Annotated in this window: 16 protein-coding genes; all 16 read right to left on the bottom strand. The window is 58.5% G+C overall.

Features of this window, described 5'->3' with window-relative positions:
* Positions 1–10: 10 nt before the first annotated feature.
* Positions 11–1,555: an NADH-quinone oxidoreductase subunit M gene (locus K3J57_RS08385; RefSeq protein WP_173486484.1), complete on the bottom strand. Its 1,545-nt coding sequence runs from the start codon at positions 1,553–1,555 to the stop codon at positions 11–13.
* Entirely contained in the window at positions 1,555–3,651 is a 2,097-nt protein-coding gene (gene nuoL / locus K3J57_RS08390) for an NADH-quinone oxidoreductase subunit L (RefSeq protein WP_259795383.1), read from the bottom strand. Before nuoL ends, K3J57_RS08385 begins: the two co-directional genes overlap by 1 nt.
* 4 nt (positions 3,652–3,655) lie before the next feature.
* Positions 3,656–3,961 (bottom strand): NADH-quinone oxidoreductase subunit NuoK, encoded by a 306-nt coding sequence (gene nuoK / locus K3J57_RS08395; RefSeq protein WP_055191590.1) that lies wholly within the window; start codon positions 3,959–3,961, stop codon positions 3,656–3,658.
* An 84-nt stretch (positions 3,962–4,045) separates the two neighbouring features.
* Positions 4,046–4,660, bottom strand: coding sequence for an NADH-quinone oxidoreductase subunit J (locus K3J57_RS08400; RefSeq protein WP_173486486.1), 615 nt, complete (start codon positions 4,658–4,660; stop codon positions 4,046–4,048).
* On the bottom strand, positions 4,657–5,064 hold the full coding sequence (locus K3J57_RS08405) for a carboxymuconolactone decarboxylase family protein (RefSeq protein WP_055191586.1): 408 nt from the start codon (positions 5,062–5,064) through the stop codon (positions 4,657–4,659). The genes K3J57_RS08400 and K3J57_RS08405 overlap by 4 nt, the downstream gene beginning before the upstream one ends.
* Positions 5,065–5,079: 15 nt before the next feature.
* Positions 5,080–5,571 carry an NADH-quinone oxidoreductase subunit NuoI gene (nuoI, locus tag K3J57_RS08410; protein WP_055191584.1) on the bottom strand — a complete coding sequence of 164 codons (492 nt, stop codon included), beginning with the start codon at positions 5,569–5,571 and terminating at the stop codon, positions 5,080–5,082.
* Positions 5,572–5,574: 3 nt separating this feature from the next.
* Positions 5,575–6,612 (bottom strand): NADH-quinone oxidoreductase subunit NuoH, encoded by a 1,038-nt coding sequence (gene nuoH / locus K3J57_RS08415; RefSeq protein ID WP_173486487.1) that lies wholly within the window; start codon positions 6,610–6,612, stop codon positions 5,575–5,577.
* A 14-nt stretch (positions 6,613–6,626) separates the two neighbouring features.
* The gene (locus K3J57_RS08420; RefSeq protein ID WP_259794890.1) at positions 6,627–7,034 is read right to left on the bottom strand and encodes a YNQ4 family lipoprotein; all 408 of its coding nucleotides are present in this window, start codon (positions 7,032–7,034) and stop codon (positions 6,627–6,629) included.
* Between the two features lie 33 nt (positions 7,035–7,067).
* Positions 7,068–9,086 (bottom strand): NADH-quinone oxidoreductase subunit NuoG, encoded by a 2,019-nt coding sequence (gene nuoG, locus K3J57_RS08425; protein WP_259795384.1) that lies wholly within the window; start codon positions 9,084–9,086, stop codon positions 7,068–7,070.
* Between the two features lie 73 nt (positions 9,087–9,159).
* On the bottom strand, positions 9,160–9,570 hold the full coding sequence (locus K3J57_RS08430) for a DUF5333 domain-containing protein (protein WP_259795387.1): 411 nt from the start codon (positions 9,568–9,570) through the stop codon (positions 9,160–9,162).
* A gap of 145 nt (positions 9,571–9,715) precedes the next feature.
* The gene (nuoF, locus tag K3J57_RS08435) at positions 9,716–11,011 is read right to left on the bottom strand and encodes an NADH-quinone oxidoreductase subunit NuoF (RefSeq protein WP_259774302.1); all 1,296 of its coding nucleotides are present in this window, start codon (positions 11,009–11,011) and stop codon (positions 9,716–9,718) included.
* Positions 11,012–11,017: 6 nt separating this feature from the next.
* Positions 11,018–11,251: a DUF5337 domain-containing protein gene (locus tag K3J57_RS08440; RefSeq protein ID WP_259783553.1), complete on the bottom strand. Its 234-nt coding sequence runs from the start codon at positions 11,249–11,251 to the stop codon at positions 11,018–11,020.
* Positions 11,252–11,266: 15 nt separating this feature from the next.
* Entirely contained in the window at positions 11,267–12,427 is a 1,161-nt protein-coding gene (locus K3J57_RS08445; RefSeq protein WP_259795390.1) for an NADH-quinone oxidoreductase subunit E, read from the bottom strand.
* Positions 12,427–13,647 (bottom strand): NADH-quinone oxidoreductase subunit D, encoded by a 1,221-nt coding sequence (locus K3J57_RS08450; protein WP_259797753.1) that lies wholly within the window; start codon positions 13,645–13,647, stop codon positions 12,427–12,429. Before K3J57_RS08450 ends, K3J57_RS08445 begins: the two co-directional genes overlap by 1 nt.
* Positions 13,647–14,507 (bottom strand): sulfotransferase, encoded by an 861-nt coding sequence (locus K3J57_RS08455; RefSeq protein ID WP_259790731.1) that lies wholly within the window; start codon positions 14,505–14,507, stop codon positions 13,647–13,649. Before K3J57_RS08455 ends, K3J57_RS08450 begins: the two co-directional genes overlap by 1 nt.
* 17 nt (positions 14,508–14,524) lie before the next feature.
* Positions 14,525–15,151 (bottom strand): NADH-quinone oxidoreductase subunit C, encoded by a 627-nt coding sequence (locus K3J57_RS08460; RefSeq protein WP_259783559.1) that lies wholly within the window; start codon positions 15,149–15,151, stop codon positions 14,525–14,527.
* Positions 15,152–15,154 lie beyond the last annotated feature (3 nt).

The raw sequence follows: 15,154 nt of genomic DNA on the forward strand, positions 1-15,154 counted from the left end.
TCCGCCCCCTTTAGTGCGAGGTTGCCGCTTGCATCACCTCGGCCGTGTCGGCCGGGAGTGCAGCGTGGTAGTTGTTGAGAAGCGCCTCAACCGACGGTCCGATGATATCGGTCACCAGCGACGGATAGACACCCAGGATCAGGGTCATGGCAACCAGCGGGGCAAAGATCATCTTTTCCCGTTTGTCCATGTCGGTGATCGCCTTCAGGCTTTCCTTGATCAGGTCGCCAAAGACCACCCGACGGTAAAGGTAAAGCGCGTAAGCTGCCGAGAAGATCACACCGGAGGTTGCCACCAGGGCCACCCAGGTGTTGGCCTGGAACATCCCCACCAGCGTCAGGAATTCACCCACAAAGCCCGAGGTGCCCGGAAGCCCGACATTGGCCATGGTGAAGAACATGAAGATCAACGCATAGGACGGCATCCGGTTCACCAGCCCGCCATAGGCGCTGATGTCACGGGTATGCATCCGGTCATAGATCACGCCGACACACAGGAAGAGTGCGCCCGAGATGAAGCCGTGGCTGATCATCTGGAAAATCGCCCCATCCACACCTTGCTGGTTCGCAGCAAAGATACCGGCGGTCACATACCCCATGTGGGCAACAGACGAATAGGCGATCAGCTTTTTCATATCCTCCTGCACCATCGCCACAAGCGAGGTGTAGACAATAGCGATGGCCGAGATCCACAAGATGAAACATGCCATCGTGTCTGCCCCGACCGGGAACATCGGCAATGAGAACCGCAGGAAGCCATAGCCGCCCATCTTCAGAAGGATCGCAGCCAGAACCACCGAACCGGCGGTCGGCGCCTGCACGTGAGCATCCGGCAACCAGGTATGCACCGGCCACATCGGCATTTTCACCGCGAAAGAGGCAAAGAAGGCCAGGAACAGCAGGGTCTGGATCCCGCCGACGATATGAATCCCCATGAAGGTGATGGTCTCACTGTCAAACTTGTGACCGGCCAGCACCTCGAAATCCGTGCCCACTTCCAGCGCCATATAGACCATGGCAACCAGCATCAGGACCGAACCGATGAACGTGTAGAGGAAGAACTTGAACGCGGCATAGATCCGGTTCGCGCCCCCCCAGATCCCAATGATCAGGAACATCGGGATCAGGCCTGCTTCGAAGAACAGGTAGAACAGAACCAGGTCCAGCGCCATGAACACGCCCAGCATCAGGGTTTCCAAAAGCAGGAAGGCAATCATGTATTCCTTCACACGCTTTTCGACACCCCAGCTGGCCCAGATGGTCAGCGGCATCATGAACGTGGTCAGCATGACAAACAGGACCGAAATCCCGTCGACACCCATCTTGTATTTCAGGCCCATGATCCAGTTTGCCTCTTCGACAAACTGATACCCGGTGTTCTCGGCATCAAATCCGGTCAGAACCAGAAGCGAGAACAGGAAGGTGGCAATGGTTGCTGCCAGCGCCAGCCATTTGGCATTGCGTGCAGCCGCCTTGTCATCTCCGCGCAGAAAGAGCGCAAGGATGACCGCCGCAACCAGCGGCAGGAAGGTAATGATGGAAAGCAGGTTATTCATTAGTGCGACCCACCGTTGATAAGCATAAGCGAAACCAGAGCAACGATGCCGAGGATCATCGCAAAGGCATAGGTGAAGACATAACCGGACTGGGCCCGGCCGGCCTGTTTGGTGACCCAGGGCACAAAGCCCATGGCCACACCGTTCAGGAAGCCGTCGATGGTATTCCCGTCACCGCGTTTCCACAGGAAACGACCGATGGCAAAGGCGGGCTTGACGAAAATCGCATCGTAAAGTTCGTCGAAATACCATTTGTTCAGCAGGAACTGGTAAATCGCCGGGAAAGTGTTGGCCAGGCGTTTCGGCAAGGACGGGTTCACGATGTAGAACCAGAACGCAACCACAAACCCCAGAGCCATGGCGATGAAGGGCGAGACTTTGACCCAGGTCGGGGCATGGTGCGCCTCATCCATCACATGATTGTCCGGTGCCATGAAGATGGCGCCCACAGGTGCGCCGTGTGCCATGCCCGTCGCCTCGTGATCGTCGCCATGAGCCGCGTCCGCAGCCGGGGCATGATCATCCGTCGCCGCAGCGCCATGATCCCCCGCATCAGCGGTCGCATGGGCTTCGATGCCGAAGAACTGGTTGACCTTGTTATGATCGCCAAAGAACGACCCGTACCAGATCATCCCCGAGAAGATCGCGCCAAGGGCCAGAACCCCAAGCGGCACCAGCATCACCATCGGGCTTTCATGAGCATGATCATGGGTGTGCTTGTCGCCACGCGCCTTGCCAAAGAAGGTCAGGAACATCAGGCGCCATGAATAAAAGCTGGTGAAGAGCGCGGCGATGACCAACATCCAGAAGGCATAGCCCCCCTGGGTGCCTGCATAGGCGCTTTCAATCACCGCATCTTTCGACAGGAAGCCCGCAAAGCCGATATGGGTCAGCGGAATGCCAACACCCGTGATGGCCAGCGTCCCGATCATCATCGCCCAGAATGTCATCGGCATCTTCTTACGAAGGTTGCCATAGTTGCGCATGTCCTGCTCGTGATGCATCCCGTGGATCACCGAACCGGCCCCAAGGAACAGCATTGCCTTGAAGAAGGCGTGGGTGAACAGGTGGAACATGGCAACCGAATAGACGCCGACACCTGCGGCCACGAACATGTAGCCCAGCTGGGAACAGGTCGAATAGGCAATCACGCGTTTGATGTCGTTTTGCACAAGACCCACGGTGGCCGCGAAGAATGCGGTGGTGGCACCCAGCACAACGATGAAATCTGTGGCCGCCGGGGCGTATTCCATCAAAGGCGACATACGGCAGACCAGGAACACACCCGCGGTCACCATGGTGGCTGCGTGGATCAGGGCCGACACCGGGGTCGGGCCTTCCATCGCATCGGGCAGCCAGGTGTGCAGGATCAGCTGAGCCGATTTGCCCATTGCACCGACAAACAGCAGGAAGGCCAGCAGGTTGGCCGCGTTCCACTCGGTCCAGAGGAAATGGATCTGCGTTTCTGCCAGTTGTGGTGCCGCGGCAAACACGTCGTCAAAACGGATGCTGTCCGTCAGGTAGAACAGACCGAAGATCCCCAGAGCGAAGCCGAAATCCCCCACGCGGTTCACCACAAAAGCCTTGATGGCCGCAGCGTTTGCGGAGGGTTTTTTGTAATAGAACCCGATCAGCAGGTAGGACGCCACCCCCACACCTTCCCAGCCAAAGAACATCTGCAGCAGGTTGTCAGAAGTGACCAGCATCAGCATGGTGAAGGTAAAGAAGGACAGGTAGGCAAAGAAACGCGGACGATAGCTGGCATCACCAAAGTGATCGTCATGCGCCATGTAGCCCATCGAATAGAGATGCACCAGCGACGAGACCGAGGTAACGACGATCAGCATGATCGCGGTCAGACGATCCAGACGGATCGACCAGTCCACGCTCAGCGAACCCGACGACACCCAGTCCATCAGGTGAACGGTCTGGGTGTCCGACCCAAGCCCGAAAAAGATGCTCCAGGACAGAGCGGCGGAGAGGAACAGAAGCGCGGTGGTCAGAACCTGCGCCCCCTTGTCCCCGATCACGCGATGGCCGAAGCCCGCGATCAGCGCGCCGATGAGCGGCGCAAAGAGTACGATCGTAGCTGCCATTGCCTCAGCCTTTCATCACGTTGACATCTTCCACGGCAATCGAGCCGCGGTTACGGAAGAAGCTGACGAGGATGGCCAGGCCAATTGCGGCCTCGGCCGCAGCAACCGTCAGCACGAAGAGGGTAAAGACCTGACCGGTCAGATCCCCCAGATAGCTGGAGAAGGCCACAAGGTTGATGTTCACCGCCAGAAGCATCAATTCGATGCTCATCAGCAGGATGATCACGTTCTTGCGGTTCAGGAACAGCCCGAAAATGCCGATGACGAACAAAGCCGCCGCGACGCCCAAATAATGCTCAAGTCCTACCATTATGTCCTGTTCCCTTCTTGGACCACGCAGATCGCGGCCCGCTTCTTTTCGTATGTTTCTGTCCGGATCATGATGTCAGCCCACTCACAACCCCTGGCCCGGTTTCACGTCGATGATTTCCATCGCCTTGGCCGGGTCGCGGTGCATCTGTGCCATCACGTTTTGGCGTTTCACATGGGTGCGGTGGCGCAGCGTCAGCACAATCGCTCCGATCATCGCGACCAGCAGGATCAGCCCCGCCAGTTGGAAGAGGAGGATATAGTCGGTGTAAAGCACCAGACCCAGCGCCTCGGTGTTGTGGATCTCTGCGATCGCCGGGGTGATCGACTGGCGTGCAGCCTCGGCCCCGTCAGCGAAATGCCAGGTGCCGAAGATGGTGCCCAGTTCCATCAGCAGGATCACACCGATCAACAGTGCCAAGGGCAGCGATTGGGCGATCTCGGCCTTCAACTCGGCGAAATCCACATCCAGCATCATCACCACGAAGAGGAACAGCACTGCGACGGCGCCCACATAGACGATCATCAGGAGCATCGCCACGAACTCGGCCCCCAGCAGAACAAACAGACCGGTTGCGCCCACAAAGGCGGTGATCAGCCAAAGCACCGAATGCACGGGGTTGCGTGCCATAACAGTGAAAAATCCACCCGTGACCGTGGTCAGGGCAAAGAGGTAAAAAGCGTAGTCGGCAACGCTCATGCGTCCCCCTCCTCGTTTTCGTCAAAGACAGCTTGCGCTTCTTCCAGCGCCCGGTTCATCGCCGGCAGGCCGCCCAACATGGACATTTGATAGATCACTTCCGCAATCTCTTTTTCGGATGCCCCCGCTTCAAGAGCGTGGCGCACGGTGATTTTGATCTGCGGGCCAGCTTGCGCCCCCGCGGCCACCAGACCGGCGAGTGCAACCAGCATCCGCGTCTTGGTGTCCAGACCATCTTTGTTGAAAGCATTGCCAAACATCAGGTCCATCATGTCTTTCGGCATGGTGGGCATCAGCTTATCAAGACCTTCGGGCACGAACTTCTCCAACGCCGGATTGAAGGCGCGCAGCATATGCGTGCCCTGCTCCAGCATCTCGGCGTATTTCTTGGAAAAGTCGTTCATGTTCTTTCTCACCCTTTAGCGATACGGCGCGTCCAGCTCGATATTGCGGGCGATTTCGGCTTCCCAACGTTCGCCGTTCTCCAGCAGTTTTTCCTTGTCGTAGAACAGCTCCTCGCGGGTCTCAGTAGCAAACTCAAAATTCGGCCCCTCAACAATTGCATCCACCGGGCAGGCTTCCTGGCAGAAACCGCAATAGATGCATTTGGTCATGTCGAGGTCATAGCGCGTGGTGCGGCGCGAGCCATCTTCGCGCGGTTCCGCGTCGATGGTGATCGCCTGCGCCGGGCAAATCGCTTCGCAGAGTTTACAGGCAATGCAACGCTCTTCCCCGTTGGGATAGCGGCGCAGCGCGTGTTCACCGCGGAAACGGGGCGACAGAGGTCCCTTCTCATGCGGATAGTTCAGCGTTGCCTTCGGTGCGAAGAAGTATTTCAGGCCAAGCTGAAACCCTTTCACAAAATCCGCCAGCAGGAAGTATTTTGTTGCGCGTGCGTAATCAAAAGCCATCTATCAGCCCCCCACTGCCCAGCGGGCATACGTGCCCCAGAATGCCCCGTATTGGGCGAAGAATGCGACCAGAACAACCCAGGCCAGCGACAGTGGCAGGAATACTTTCCAACCAATGCGCATCAGCTGGTCATAGCGGTAGCGCGGCGTGATGGCCTTCACCATCGAGAAGACGAAGAAGAAGAAGAAGATCTTGATCGCCAGCCAGAAGAACCCGTCCGGCAGTGCCTCAACCGGCGACAGCCAGCCACCGAAGAACAGGATCGAAATCAGCGTACACATCAGCACGATGGCTACATATTCACCGATCATGAACAGAAGGAACGGGGTCGAGGAATATTCCACCTGATAGCCAGCCACCAGTTCCGATTCCGCCTCTGGCAGGTCGAACGGCGGGCGGTTGGTTTCCGCGAGCGCCGAGATCAGGAACAGGAACACCATCGGGAAATGCGGCAGCCAGTACCAGCTGAAGAGGCCAGCACCGTCCTGCGCGCGCACGATGTCACCAAAGTTCATCGACCCGGTGGTGATGATCACACCGATGATGATCAGACCGATCGAGACTTCGTAAGAAATCATCTGTGCCGCCGAGCGCAGCGAGCCCAAGAACGGGTATTTCGAGTTCGACGCCCAGCCGCCCATGATCACGCCGTAAACCTCAAGCGAGGAGACCGCGAAGACAAACAGGATCGCCACATTCACATCCGCCAGCACCCAGCCGTCGTTGAACGGGATCACCGCCCAGGCCACCATGGCAAGCACGAAGCTCATCATCGGGGCGAGGAAGAAGACAAAACGGTCGGCCCCTGCGGGCACCACGATTTCCTTCAGCACATATTTCAGGAAGTCCGCAAAGGATTGCAGCACCCCGAAGGCACCCACCACGTTGGGACCTTTGCGCATTTGAACAGCTGCCCAGACCTTGCGGTCAAAATAGAGCAGAAAGGCCAGCGCCACCAGAAGTGGGACCACGATCAGCAAACACTGACCAATGATCAAAAGCGCGATGCCCAGGTTGGTTGTCGTGAAGAATTCATACATATCTCTTCATGCCCTCAGACCGTCGGTATTCCGTTTTCAAGACAATTCTGCACAGTCACTTCCGCATCGATCGTTTTCAGACCCTTTGGAAGCGCGGCCGAAATCACGTAAGCCGCATTGCCTGTCCAGGTATTGCCCCTGTCATTCACTGTTGTGCGCACATGGCGGGCAAATCCGTACCCGCGAATAAGCGCATATTGCGCGGCCGCGCATTCCGCATAGGCCGCCACATCTTCGTTGCCACGCGCACCAGACATGGTGACGTGAAAATTGACCAGATCCCCATCCAGAAGCTGCGTCTTCACCCCAAGGTATTCTGGGCTAAAGGGCTGCGGCTCCTCGGTTTTCTGCGGCTCAGACGGCACACAGGCAGACAGGAGAGCGGCCAGAGCGCCCCCCGTCATCATTGCCTGTGTTCCCATCTTACGCATTGTCCGGATCCCGTCCTGTTCGTGTTACTCTGCTGCCAGCTTTTCAGACTGACGCGCCCGTGCCTGGGCAGACAGCTCTGCCATCACCTCAGAGGCGCGCGCAATCGGGTTGGTCAGATAGAAATCGCCGATCACATAGCGGAAGCTCGCTTTGCCAAGCGACCCGGTGGTGAGCGGTTGCCAGCTGTTTTCAACAACCTGGTCGATGGCAGCCAGATGCGGCACCGCGTCAACCATTGCCTGACGCAGACCCGCGAGGCTGTCCCACGGAAGGGTCTGACCCAGTTCGGCCGACAGGGCGCGCAGAATGGCCCAGTTTTCCTTGGCCTCACCCACCGGGAAAGCGGCGCGTTGCGCAAGCTGCGGACGGCCTTCGGTGTTGACGAAAAGACCAGCCTCTTCCGTATAAGCCGCCCCCGGCAGGATGATATCGGCGCGCATGGCACCGCGATCCCCGTGGCTGCCCATGTAAATCACGGTGGGGCCCGCATCGATGTCGATCTCGTCCGCGCCCATGTTGAAGATCACCTCTGCATCATGGGTGGCCGCCTCGATGCCGCCTTCGGTCACCGCACCCACATCCAGCGCGCCCACACGACCGGCGGCCGTGTGCAGAACCATCAGTTTGGAACCGGTATCTTCAGCCAGTTTCATCGCCGCGGCCAGAACCGCCAGACCGTCAGCTTCGCGCAGAGCGCCCATGCCGACAATCACAACAGAAGGCGCGTCTTTCACGGCGCCGTAGTCTTTGTTCAGCAGGCTTTCCAGCGCTGCGCGGTCATTGCCAACATGCGCATATTCATAAGTCAGATCAACGGCGTCCCCCACCAGACCGACATTGGCACCTTTCAGCCAGGCCTTGCGGATCCGCGCGTTCAGAACCGGCGCTTCGACACGCGGGTTGGTGCCAATGAGCTGAATGAACTTTGCATTGTCGATGTCTTCGATCGACGCGGTGCCCACGTAGCCCGAACGGTTGTCGGTGGGCAGGCGCGCGTTATCGACACGGCATTCCACCTTGCCGCCCAGCCCTTCGATCAGAGTCTTGAGCGAGAACGCCATTTCGACATTGGCCAGATCCCCAATGAGACCTGCAACCTTCTTGCCCTTCATCGCCTCAGCCGCTGCGGTCAGGGCTTCGCCCCAACCTGCTTTGCGCAGCTTGCCATTTTCACGGATATAAGGCGTGTCCAGGCGCTGACGGCGCAGACCGTCCCAGATGAAGCGGGTCTTGTCGGAAATCCATTCCTCGTTCACGCCATCATGGTTGCGCGGCAGGATCCGTTTCACTTCGCGGCCCTTGGTGTCGACGCGAATGTTCGAGCCCAGAGCGTCCATCACATCAATGGTTTCGGTCTTGGTCAGTTCCCACGGACGGGCGGTGAACGCATAAGGTTTTGAGGTCAGCGCGCCAACCGGGCAGAGGTCAATGATATTGCCCTGCAGGTTGCTGTCCAAAGTCTGATTCAGATAGCTGGTGATTTCCGCGTCTTCACCGCGACCGGTCTGCCCCATCTGGGTGATGCCCGCGACCTCGGTCGTGAAGCGCACGCAGCGGGTGCAGGAAATGCAGCGGGTCATCGTGGTCGACACAAGCGGACCAAGATCCAGATCGTCCACGGCACGTTTCTGTTCCTTGAACCGCGAGCCGGACAGGCCATAGGCAACCGCCTGGTCCTGCAGGTCACATTCGCCACCCTGATCGCAGATCGGGCAATCCAGCGGGTGGTTGATCAGCATAAATTCCATCACACCTTCGCGGGCCTTCTTGACCATCGGCGAGTTGGTTTTCACCACCGGCGGCTGGCCTTCCGGCCCCGGGCGCAGATCACGCACCTGCATCGCGCAGGAGGCTGCGGGTTTGGGCGGGCCGCCCACAACTTCGACAAGGCACATGCGGCAGTTGCCGGCAATCGACAGACGCTCGTGATAACAGAAACGCGGCACTTCCACGCCTGCTACCTCACAAGCCTGGATCAGCGTCATCGCGCCATCCACTTCGACTTCCATATCGTCAATGACGATCTTTTTCAGGTCGCTCATCACGGTCCCTTTTCATCCTGCAAGAGGCCCATGCCCCCTGCCCTTTCCTTGCCTTTACCCGCAGGCCCTGCCGTCATTCCGACAGAAGCTTGCCCGTAAAAGTTCCTTTATCCATTTCTGCGCGGCCCACCGCACAGTAACTTTCCTCGTCGCCCTTTCGGGCGCCCATATCCGCAAGCATCGGTTCGGCAATGGCCCGAAACCGTTCCTGCTCTTCCTTGCTGTCCACATAGGCCACGGTCTCACGGATCGAGTAGCCCAGAGAATGCGCATAGGCCTGAAGGGCCATCGCCTTGTTGAACAGTCGAAACTTGCGCAGGCTCAGCGTGTCGCAGTTTTCGTCGATCAAATGGGCAAGCGCCGCCCAAAGCAGTTCGTTATGCACCCGCGTATCTTTGCGCATCACCGCGTAATCCACCGCAAATGCGGACGTGGCGATAGTTGCGGCAAGAACACTGGCGAGAACGGTTTTGAACTTGGTCATGAAATCACTCCTTTTGCTGTGCAAAAGGTGGAAACCCGTCCCCGTGACATGCAATAACAACGCCCGTCAGCAGGCAAATTAACGCCTGCTTCCAAGATGTTACGCATGGGGGGGCACGTTTTCATGACCTTGTTTCTTCCTGCTCTTATTCAGCCGCGATGCTGGCTTTGCCCTGTTTGTTGACCCGGATGCGATCTTCGATCTCGTCGCGGAAATTGCGGATCAGACCCTGGATCGGCCAGGCAGCTGCATCACCAAGGGCGCAGATCGTGTGACCTTCCACCTGCTTGGTGACATCCCACAGCATGTCGATCTCTTCCACATCCGCTTCGCCCCGCATCAGGCGATCCATCACCCGCATCATCCAACCGGTGCCTTCGCGGCACGGCGTACACTGGCCACAGCTTTCGTGTTTATAGAATTTCGACAGGCGCCAGATGGCCTTGATGATGTCGGTCTGCTGATCCATCACGATCACGGCAGCAGTGCCGAGGCCCGAACCGAGATCATTGCGCAGATAGTCGAAATCCATGATCGCGTCGCGCATGTTTTCGCCACGCACACAGGGCACCGAAGAACCGCCGGGGATCACCGCCTTGAGGTTGTCCCAACCGCCGCGAATACCGCCGCAATGCTTTTCGATCAGCTCTTCGAACGAGATCGACATCGCTTCTTCGACCACACAGGGATTGTTCACATGTCCCGAAATGCCGAAAAGCTTGGTGCCCGCATTGTTCGGACGCCCAAACGAGGTAAACCATTCCGGGCCGCGCCGCAGGATGGTCGGCACAACGGCAATCGATTCCACGTTGTTCACCGTGGTCGGGCAGCCATACAGGCCAGCCCCCGCCGGGAAGGGCGGCTTCATGCGCGGCATGCCTTTTTTGCCTTCAAGGCTTTCGATCAGCGCGGTTTCCTCACCGCAGATATAGGCGCCGGCGCCGTGATGCAGGAACAGGTCAAAATCCCAGCCCGACCCTGCGGCGTTCTTGCCGATCATGCCCGCATCATAGGCTTCATCAATCGCGGCCTGCAGCGCCTCACGCTCGCGGATGAATTCGCCGCGGATATAGATGTAGGCCGTGTTGGCGTTCATCGCAAAAGACGCAATCAGCGCGCCTTCGATCAGCGTGTGCGGATCGTGGCGCATGATTTCTCGGTCTTTACAGGTGCCGGGTTCGGACTCATCCGCATTGATCACCAGATAGGCCGGGCGACCGTCGCTTTCCTTGGGCATAAACGACCATTTCAGACCGGTCGGGAAGCCCGCGCCCCCGCGCCCGCGCAGCCCTGAGGCCTTCATCTGTTCGATGATCCAGTCGCGACCCTTCTTGATGATCCCGGCTGTGCCGTCCCAGTGGCCACGTGCCTTGGCGCCCGCAAGGGTGCGCTCGTGCATGCCATAAAGGTTGGTAAAGATCCGGTCTTTATCCTGCAGCATTCGCTCTTATCCTTCATCATTCCGGCGGCTCTTGCGCCAGATCCGATACGTTAAGACCAGGCCAAACACAAACCCGGCCAGGGCCATCAGATCCACCAGCGCCATGGTCCGATTAGACCATTCGAGGCTTTTCCCGACCCAGGCAGCACCGACCCACAGCGCACCGGTCAAGGCAATGACGATCCCCGCCACGCGCCCGTCCCGGCCAATACTGTTCAATGGGTCCTGTGCCATCGTCATACTTTCATTCCGCCCTTAATAGACGTCGCCCTTTTTCACCTTGTTCGAAAACGCGGTCTCTCCGCCCTCGGCAAGGATCTTGGCCTGTTCGACCCAACCATCCCGTTCGATCCGGCCTTTGAATTTCAGATTGTCATCCACCCAGGCAATCTCGTCCGCGGTCCATTTTGCGATCTGGTCGAAATGCCAGAACCCCAGTTCGTTCAGGGTCTGCTCCAGCTTGGGACCAACACCTTTGAGCTGTTTGAGATCATCGGCGCCGGCCTTGCGCGGCGCTTTCATGACGCGCGGCTTCCTGGCCTCACCAGTGGTGGCAGCAGGGGCCTCTGCCTTGTCAGCTTTGGCTTTCTTGGCAGGCGCAGCTTTCTCAGCCGTCGCTGCCGCAGGTTTGGCTGCTTTCTTCTGCTGATTGGCAGGCTTGCCTGCCTCCGCCGCTTTCGGCGGGGCCGTCTTGGCGCCGGTGGCATTCTTGCCCAGCCACGGGGTCGAGAGCGGCACTTCGGTGCCGTCGATCCGCTTGATGCTGTCGCCAATATCCGTTGCCAGCTGCACCGAGGCGTTATACTGCGCCTTGCCGCTTTCAAATTCGGTGAGCGAGGTCAGACCGGCCAGCGGTTCCGACCCGTAACGACCGTTTTGCGGACCGGGCACCGGCACGGTGCCCGCGGCCATCTCATCGATCATCTTGGCAAAACCTTCGGCGGTCAGATCCTCGAAGTAATCTTTGCCGATCTGCGCCATCGGCGCGTTGGTGCAGGAGCCAAGGCACTCGACCTCTTCCCAGCTGAACTTGCCATCCGCCGACAGGGTATGCGGCTTGTCCGCAATCTTCTCACGACACACGGCAATCAGGTCTTCCGCGCCACAAATCATGCAGGACGTGGTGCCGCAGATCTGGATATGCGCCACGGATCCAACCGGTTGCAGTTGGAACATGAAGTAGAAGGACGCCACTTCCAGCACGCGGATATGGGCCATGCCGAGCATGTCGGCCACGGCTTCTATCGCGGGCTTGGAGAGCCAGCCTTCCTGTTCCTGGGCACGCCACAGAAGCGGGATCACCGCCGAGGCCTGACGCCCTTCGGGATATTTCGTAATCTGCCCTTCCGCCCAAGCAAGGTTGGCGGGTGTGAAAGCAAAGCTTTCGGGCTGTTCATGATGCAAACGGCGGAGCATTAGCGGTCGATCTCCCCAAACACGATATCCATGGTGCCGATAATGGCGGCGACGTCGGCGAGCTGGTGGCCACCGGCCACGTAATCCATCGACTGAAGGTGCAGATACCCCGGCGCGCGGATCTTGGCGCGGTAGGGTTTGTTGGACCCGTCAGAGACGAGGTAGACGCCAAACTCACCTTTCGGGGCTTCCACGGCGGCGTACACTTCGCCTGCCGGAACCTTGAACCCTTCGGTGTAGAGCTTGAAGTGGTGGATCAGGCTTTCCATGTCGCGCTTCATGTCGCCGCGTTTCGGCGGGGTCAGCTTGCCACGGGCCAGAACGTCGCCCTGCCCATCGGGTGCGCGCAGTTTGGCAATCGCCTGATGCATGATGCTGAGCGACTGGCGCATCTCTTCCATGCGGACCAGGTAACGGTCATAGCAGTCGCCGTTCTTGCCGACCGGGATCTGGAAATCGAACTCGTCATAGCATTCATAGGGCTGCGCACGACGCAGATCCCAAGCGAGGCCCGAGCCGCGCACCATCACGCCCGAATAGCCCCAGTTCAGAATGTCCTCTTCATTCACGACGCCAATATCGGCGTTACGCTGTTTGAAGATGCGGTTTTCGGTCAGCAGCCCGTCGATATCGTCGATCTTTTCCGGGAACTCATTGGCCCAGGTTTCGATATCATCAATCAGTTCCGGCGGCAGGTCCTGATGCACACCACCGGGACGGAAATAGTTGGCGTGCAGGCGGGCCCCGCAGGCGCGCTCGTAAAAGATCATCAGCTTTTCACGCTCTTCAAAGCCCCAGAGCGGCGGCGTCAGCGCGCCCACGTCCATGGCCTGCGTGGTGATGTTCAGCAGGTGGTTCAGGATCCGGCCGATTTCCGAATACAGCACCCGGATCAACTGCCCGCGACGCGGCACTTCGACCCCGGCGAGCTTTTCGATCGCCAGACACCAGGCATGTTCCTGGTTCATCGGCGCCACATAGTCGAGCCGGTCAAAATAGGGGAGGTTCTGCAGATAGGTGCGGCTTTCCATCAGCTTTTCGGTGCCGCGGTGAAGCAGGCCGATATGCGGGTCAGCGCGTTCCACGATCTCGCCATCCAGCTCCAGCACCATCCGCAGCACGCCGTGCGCGGCCGGGTGTTGCGGGCCGAAGTTAATATTGAAATTGCGGATCTTCTGTTCGCCGGTTTCGGCGTCATTGAAGCCTTTGGTTCCGTCCATCATACGTTCACCATCTTCTGGGTCCATTCCGCCGGCAGTTCACCCATGAACTTTTCGACGAAATTGTATTGCGGGTTCAGGGCCTGTCGCAGTTTTTCGACGGGCGCCGCGAAATTCGGGTAACGCAGCCCTTTATGGACGCGTTTCTCAAAAAGGGCCTTGGCCGGTTCAAGGCCTGCAAAAGCGCACAGGCGTTGAATGGCATTCTCCGAGAACAGGGTCTCGTAATATTCGAAATGCACACGCTCACGCGGGACAACCTTCAGCAGGTTGTTGATCGTGCGGCGGTAATTCGAACGCAGGATGTGCAGATCGCTGTCTTCCTCTGAGAGGAATTTTTCAATCTTGCGATTGAGCTTGTCCAGATCCCCATGGCTGTCCATGCGCAGATGCGACAGGATCCGCTCCACCGGGTCGCGCATCAGAAACAGGAAACGGGCATTTTCGGACAGATCCGCCATCTTTTGAAAGCTTTGTGCCGAAAGAGATCCGTAAGACGGGGTGAAATCCACCGCCAGCCCGGCTTTGCCATGATCCGAGATGAAATCCAGATATGCCGCATCGTCACGGGTCTGGCCATCAAAGCAAGTGACCCAGTTATCAATGGCCGCGATGGCCGCGTCCTGGAACGCCTTGGCCTCTGCCTTCTTCTCGGTTTTGTTGGCCTGGGCCAGATCCGCACGTCGGGCGCGGTGCTGGTCCAGCCAGAACCCGCCACGACCGCCTTCAAGACTGTCCCAGTAATGCACTTCCTTCAGCGCGCGCGTCTTTGCTGTGGGGTGGTAATAGAAATAGTCGAAAAGCCAGCTGGTGCCGGATTTCGGTGCCCCCACACAGTAAAGAATGTTTTGCGCGCTCATGCCCTGATCCTGCCCGATTACTTTCCGGCCTCGTCAGATTTCTCATCACCGGGCAGGACATAGTTGGCCCCTTCCCATGGCGACATGAAATCGAACTGGCGGTAATCCTGGGTCAGCGACACGGGTTCATAAACCACGCGTTTTTCAACCTCGTCATAGCGCACTTCGGTATAGCCGGTGGTCGGGAAATCCTTGCGCAGCGGATGGCCGCGGAAACCGTAATCCGTCAGCAGGCGACGCAGGTCCGGGTGACCCGAGAACAGGATACCGAACATGTCGAACACTTCGCGTTCGAACCAGCCGGCCGAGGGGTGCACCTCGGTGATCGACGGCACCATTTCCTCTTCCCGCACGGCCACTTTCACGCGGATGCGCTGGTTGGTGTACATCGACAGGAAGTGGTAAACCACGTCGAAGCGTTCCTCACGCGACGGGTAATCCACCGCTGTCAGGTCCACGAGCGTCGAGAATTTGCAGGTCTTGTCGGCCTTCAGGAACTCGATGAACGAGGGGATGGCCGACAGCGGAACGGTGACGTTCAGCTCGCCAAAGGCAACCTCCCAGCTCAGTACGCAATCCGGGCGCTTCGCTTCCAGCATTGCGCCAAGCTCTTTCAGGTTGGCGGTGTTCGGGGCTTCACTCATCGC

Source organism: Aliiroseovarius crassostreae (genome assembly GCF_025137635.1).
In the GTDB taxonomy this organism is placed as follows: domain Bacteria; phylum Pseudomonadota; class Alphaproteobacteria; order Rhodobacterales; family Rhodobacteraceae; genus Aliiroseovarius; species Aliiroseovarius crassostreae.

Excerpts from the sequence above, each read along its gene's own strand:
- K3J57_RS08460 (WP_259783559.1), bottom strand. The coding sequence starts at position 15,151 with ATGAGTGAAGCCCCGAACACCGCCAACCTGAAAGAGCTTGGCGCAATG.
- K3J57_RS08445 (WP_259795390.1), bottom strand. The coding sequence starts at position 12,427 with ATGCTCCGCCGTTTGCATCATGAACAGCCCGAAAGCTTTGCTTTCACA.
- nuoK (WP_055191590.1), bottom strand. The coding sequence starts at position 3,961 with ATGGTAGGACTTGAGCATTATTTGGGCGTCGCGGCGGCTTTGTTCGTC.
- K3J57_RS08455 (WP_259790731.1), bottom strand. The coding sequence starts at position 14,507 with ATGAGCGCGCAAAACATTCTTTACTGTGTGGGGGCACCGAAATCCGGC.
- nuoL (WP_259795383.1), bottom strand. The coding sequence starts at position 3,651 with ATGGCAGCTACGATCGTACTCTTTGCGCCGCTCATCGGCGCGCTGATC.
- K3J57_RS08440 (WP_259783553.1), bottom strand. The coding sequence starts at position 11,251 with ATGACGATGGCACAGGACCCATTGAACAGTATTGGCCGGGACGGGCGC.
- nuoH (WP_173486487.1), bottom strand. The coding sequence starts at position 6,612 with ATGTATGAATTCTTCACGACAACCAACCTGGGCATCGCGCTTTTGATC.
- K3J57_RS08405 (WP_055191586.1), bottom strand. The coding sequence starts at position 5,064 with ATGAACGACTTTTCCAAGAAATACGCCGAGATGCTGGAGCAGGGCACG.
- K3J57_RS08450 (WP_259797753.1), bottom strand. The coding sequence starts at position 13,647 with ATGGACGGAACCAAAGGCTTCAATGACGCCGAAACCGGCGAACAGAAG.
- nuoG (WP_259795384.1), bottom strand. The coding sequence starts at position 9,086 with ATGAGCGACCTGAAAAAGATCGTCATTGACGATATGGAAGTCGAAGTG.
- K3J57_RS08385 (WP_173486484.1), bottom strand. The coding sequence starts at position 1,555 with ATGAATAACCTGCTTTCCATCATTACCTTCCTGCCGCTGGTTGCGGCG.
- K3J57_RS08400 (WP_173486486.1), bottom strand. The coding sequence starts at position 4,660 with ATGAGCGTTGCCGACTACGCTTTTTACCTCTTTGCCCTGACCACGGTC.
- nuoI (WP_055191584.1), bottom strand. The coding sequence starts at position 5,571 with ATGGCTTTTGATTACGCACGCGCAACAAAATACTTCCTGCTGGCGGAT.
- nuoF (WP_259774302.1), bottom strand. The coding sequence starts at position 11,011 with ATGCTGCAGGATAAAGACCGGATCTTTACCAACCTTTATGGCATGCAC.
- K3J57_RS08420 (WP_259794890.1), bottom strand. The coding sequence starts at position 7,034 with ATGGGAACACAGGCAATGATGACGGGGGGCGCTCTGGCCGCTCTCCTG.
- K3J57_RS08430 (WP_259795387.1), bottom strand. The coding sequence starts at position 9,570 with ATGACCAAGTTCAAAACCGTTCTCGCCAGTGTTCTTGCCGCAACTATC.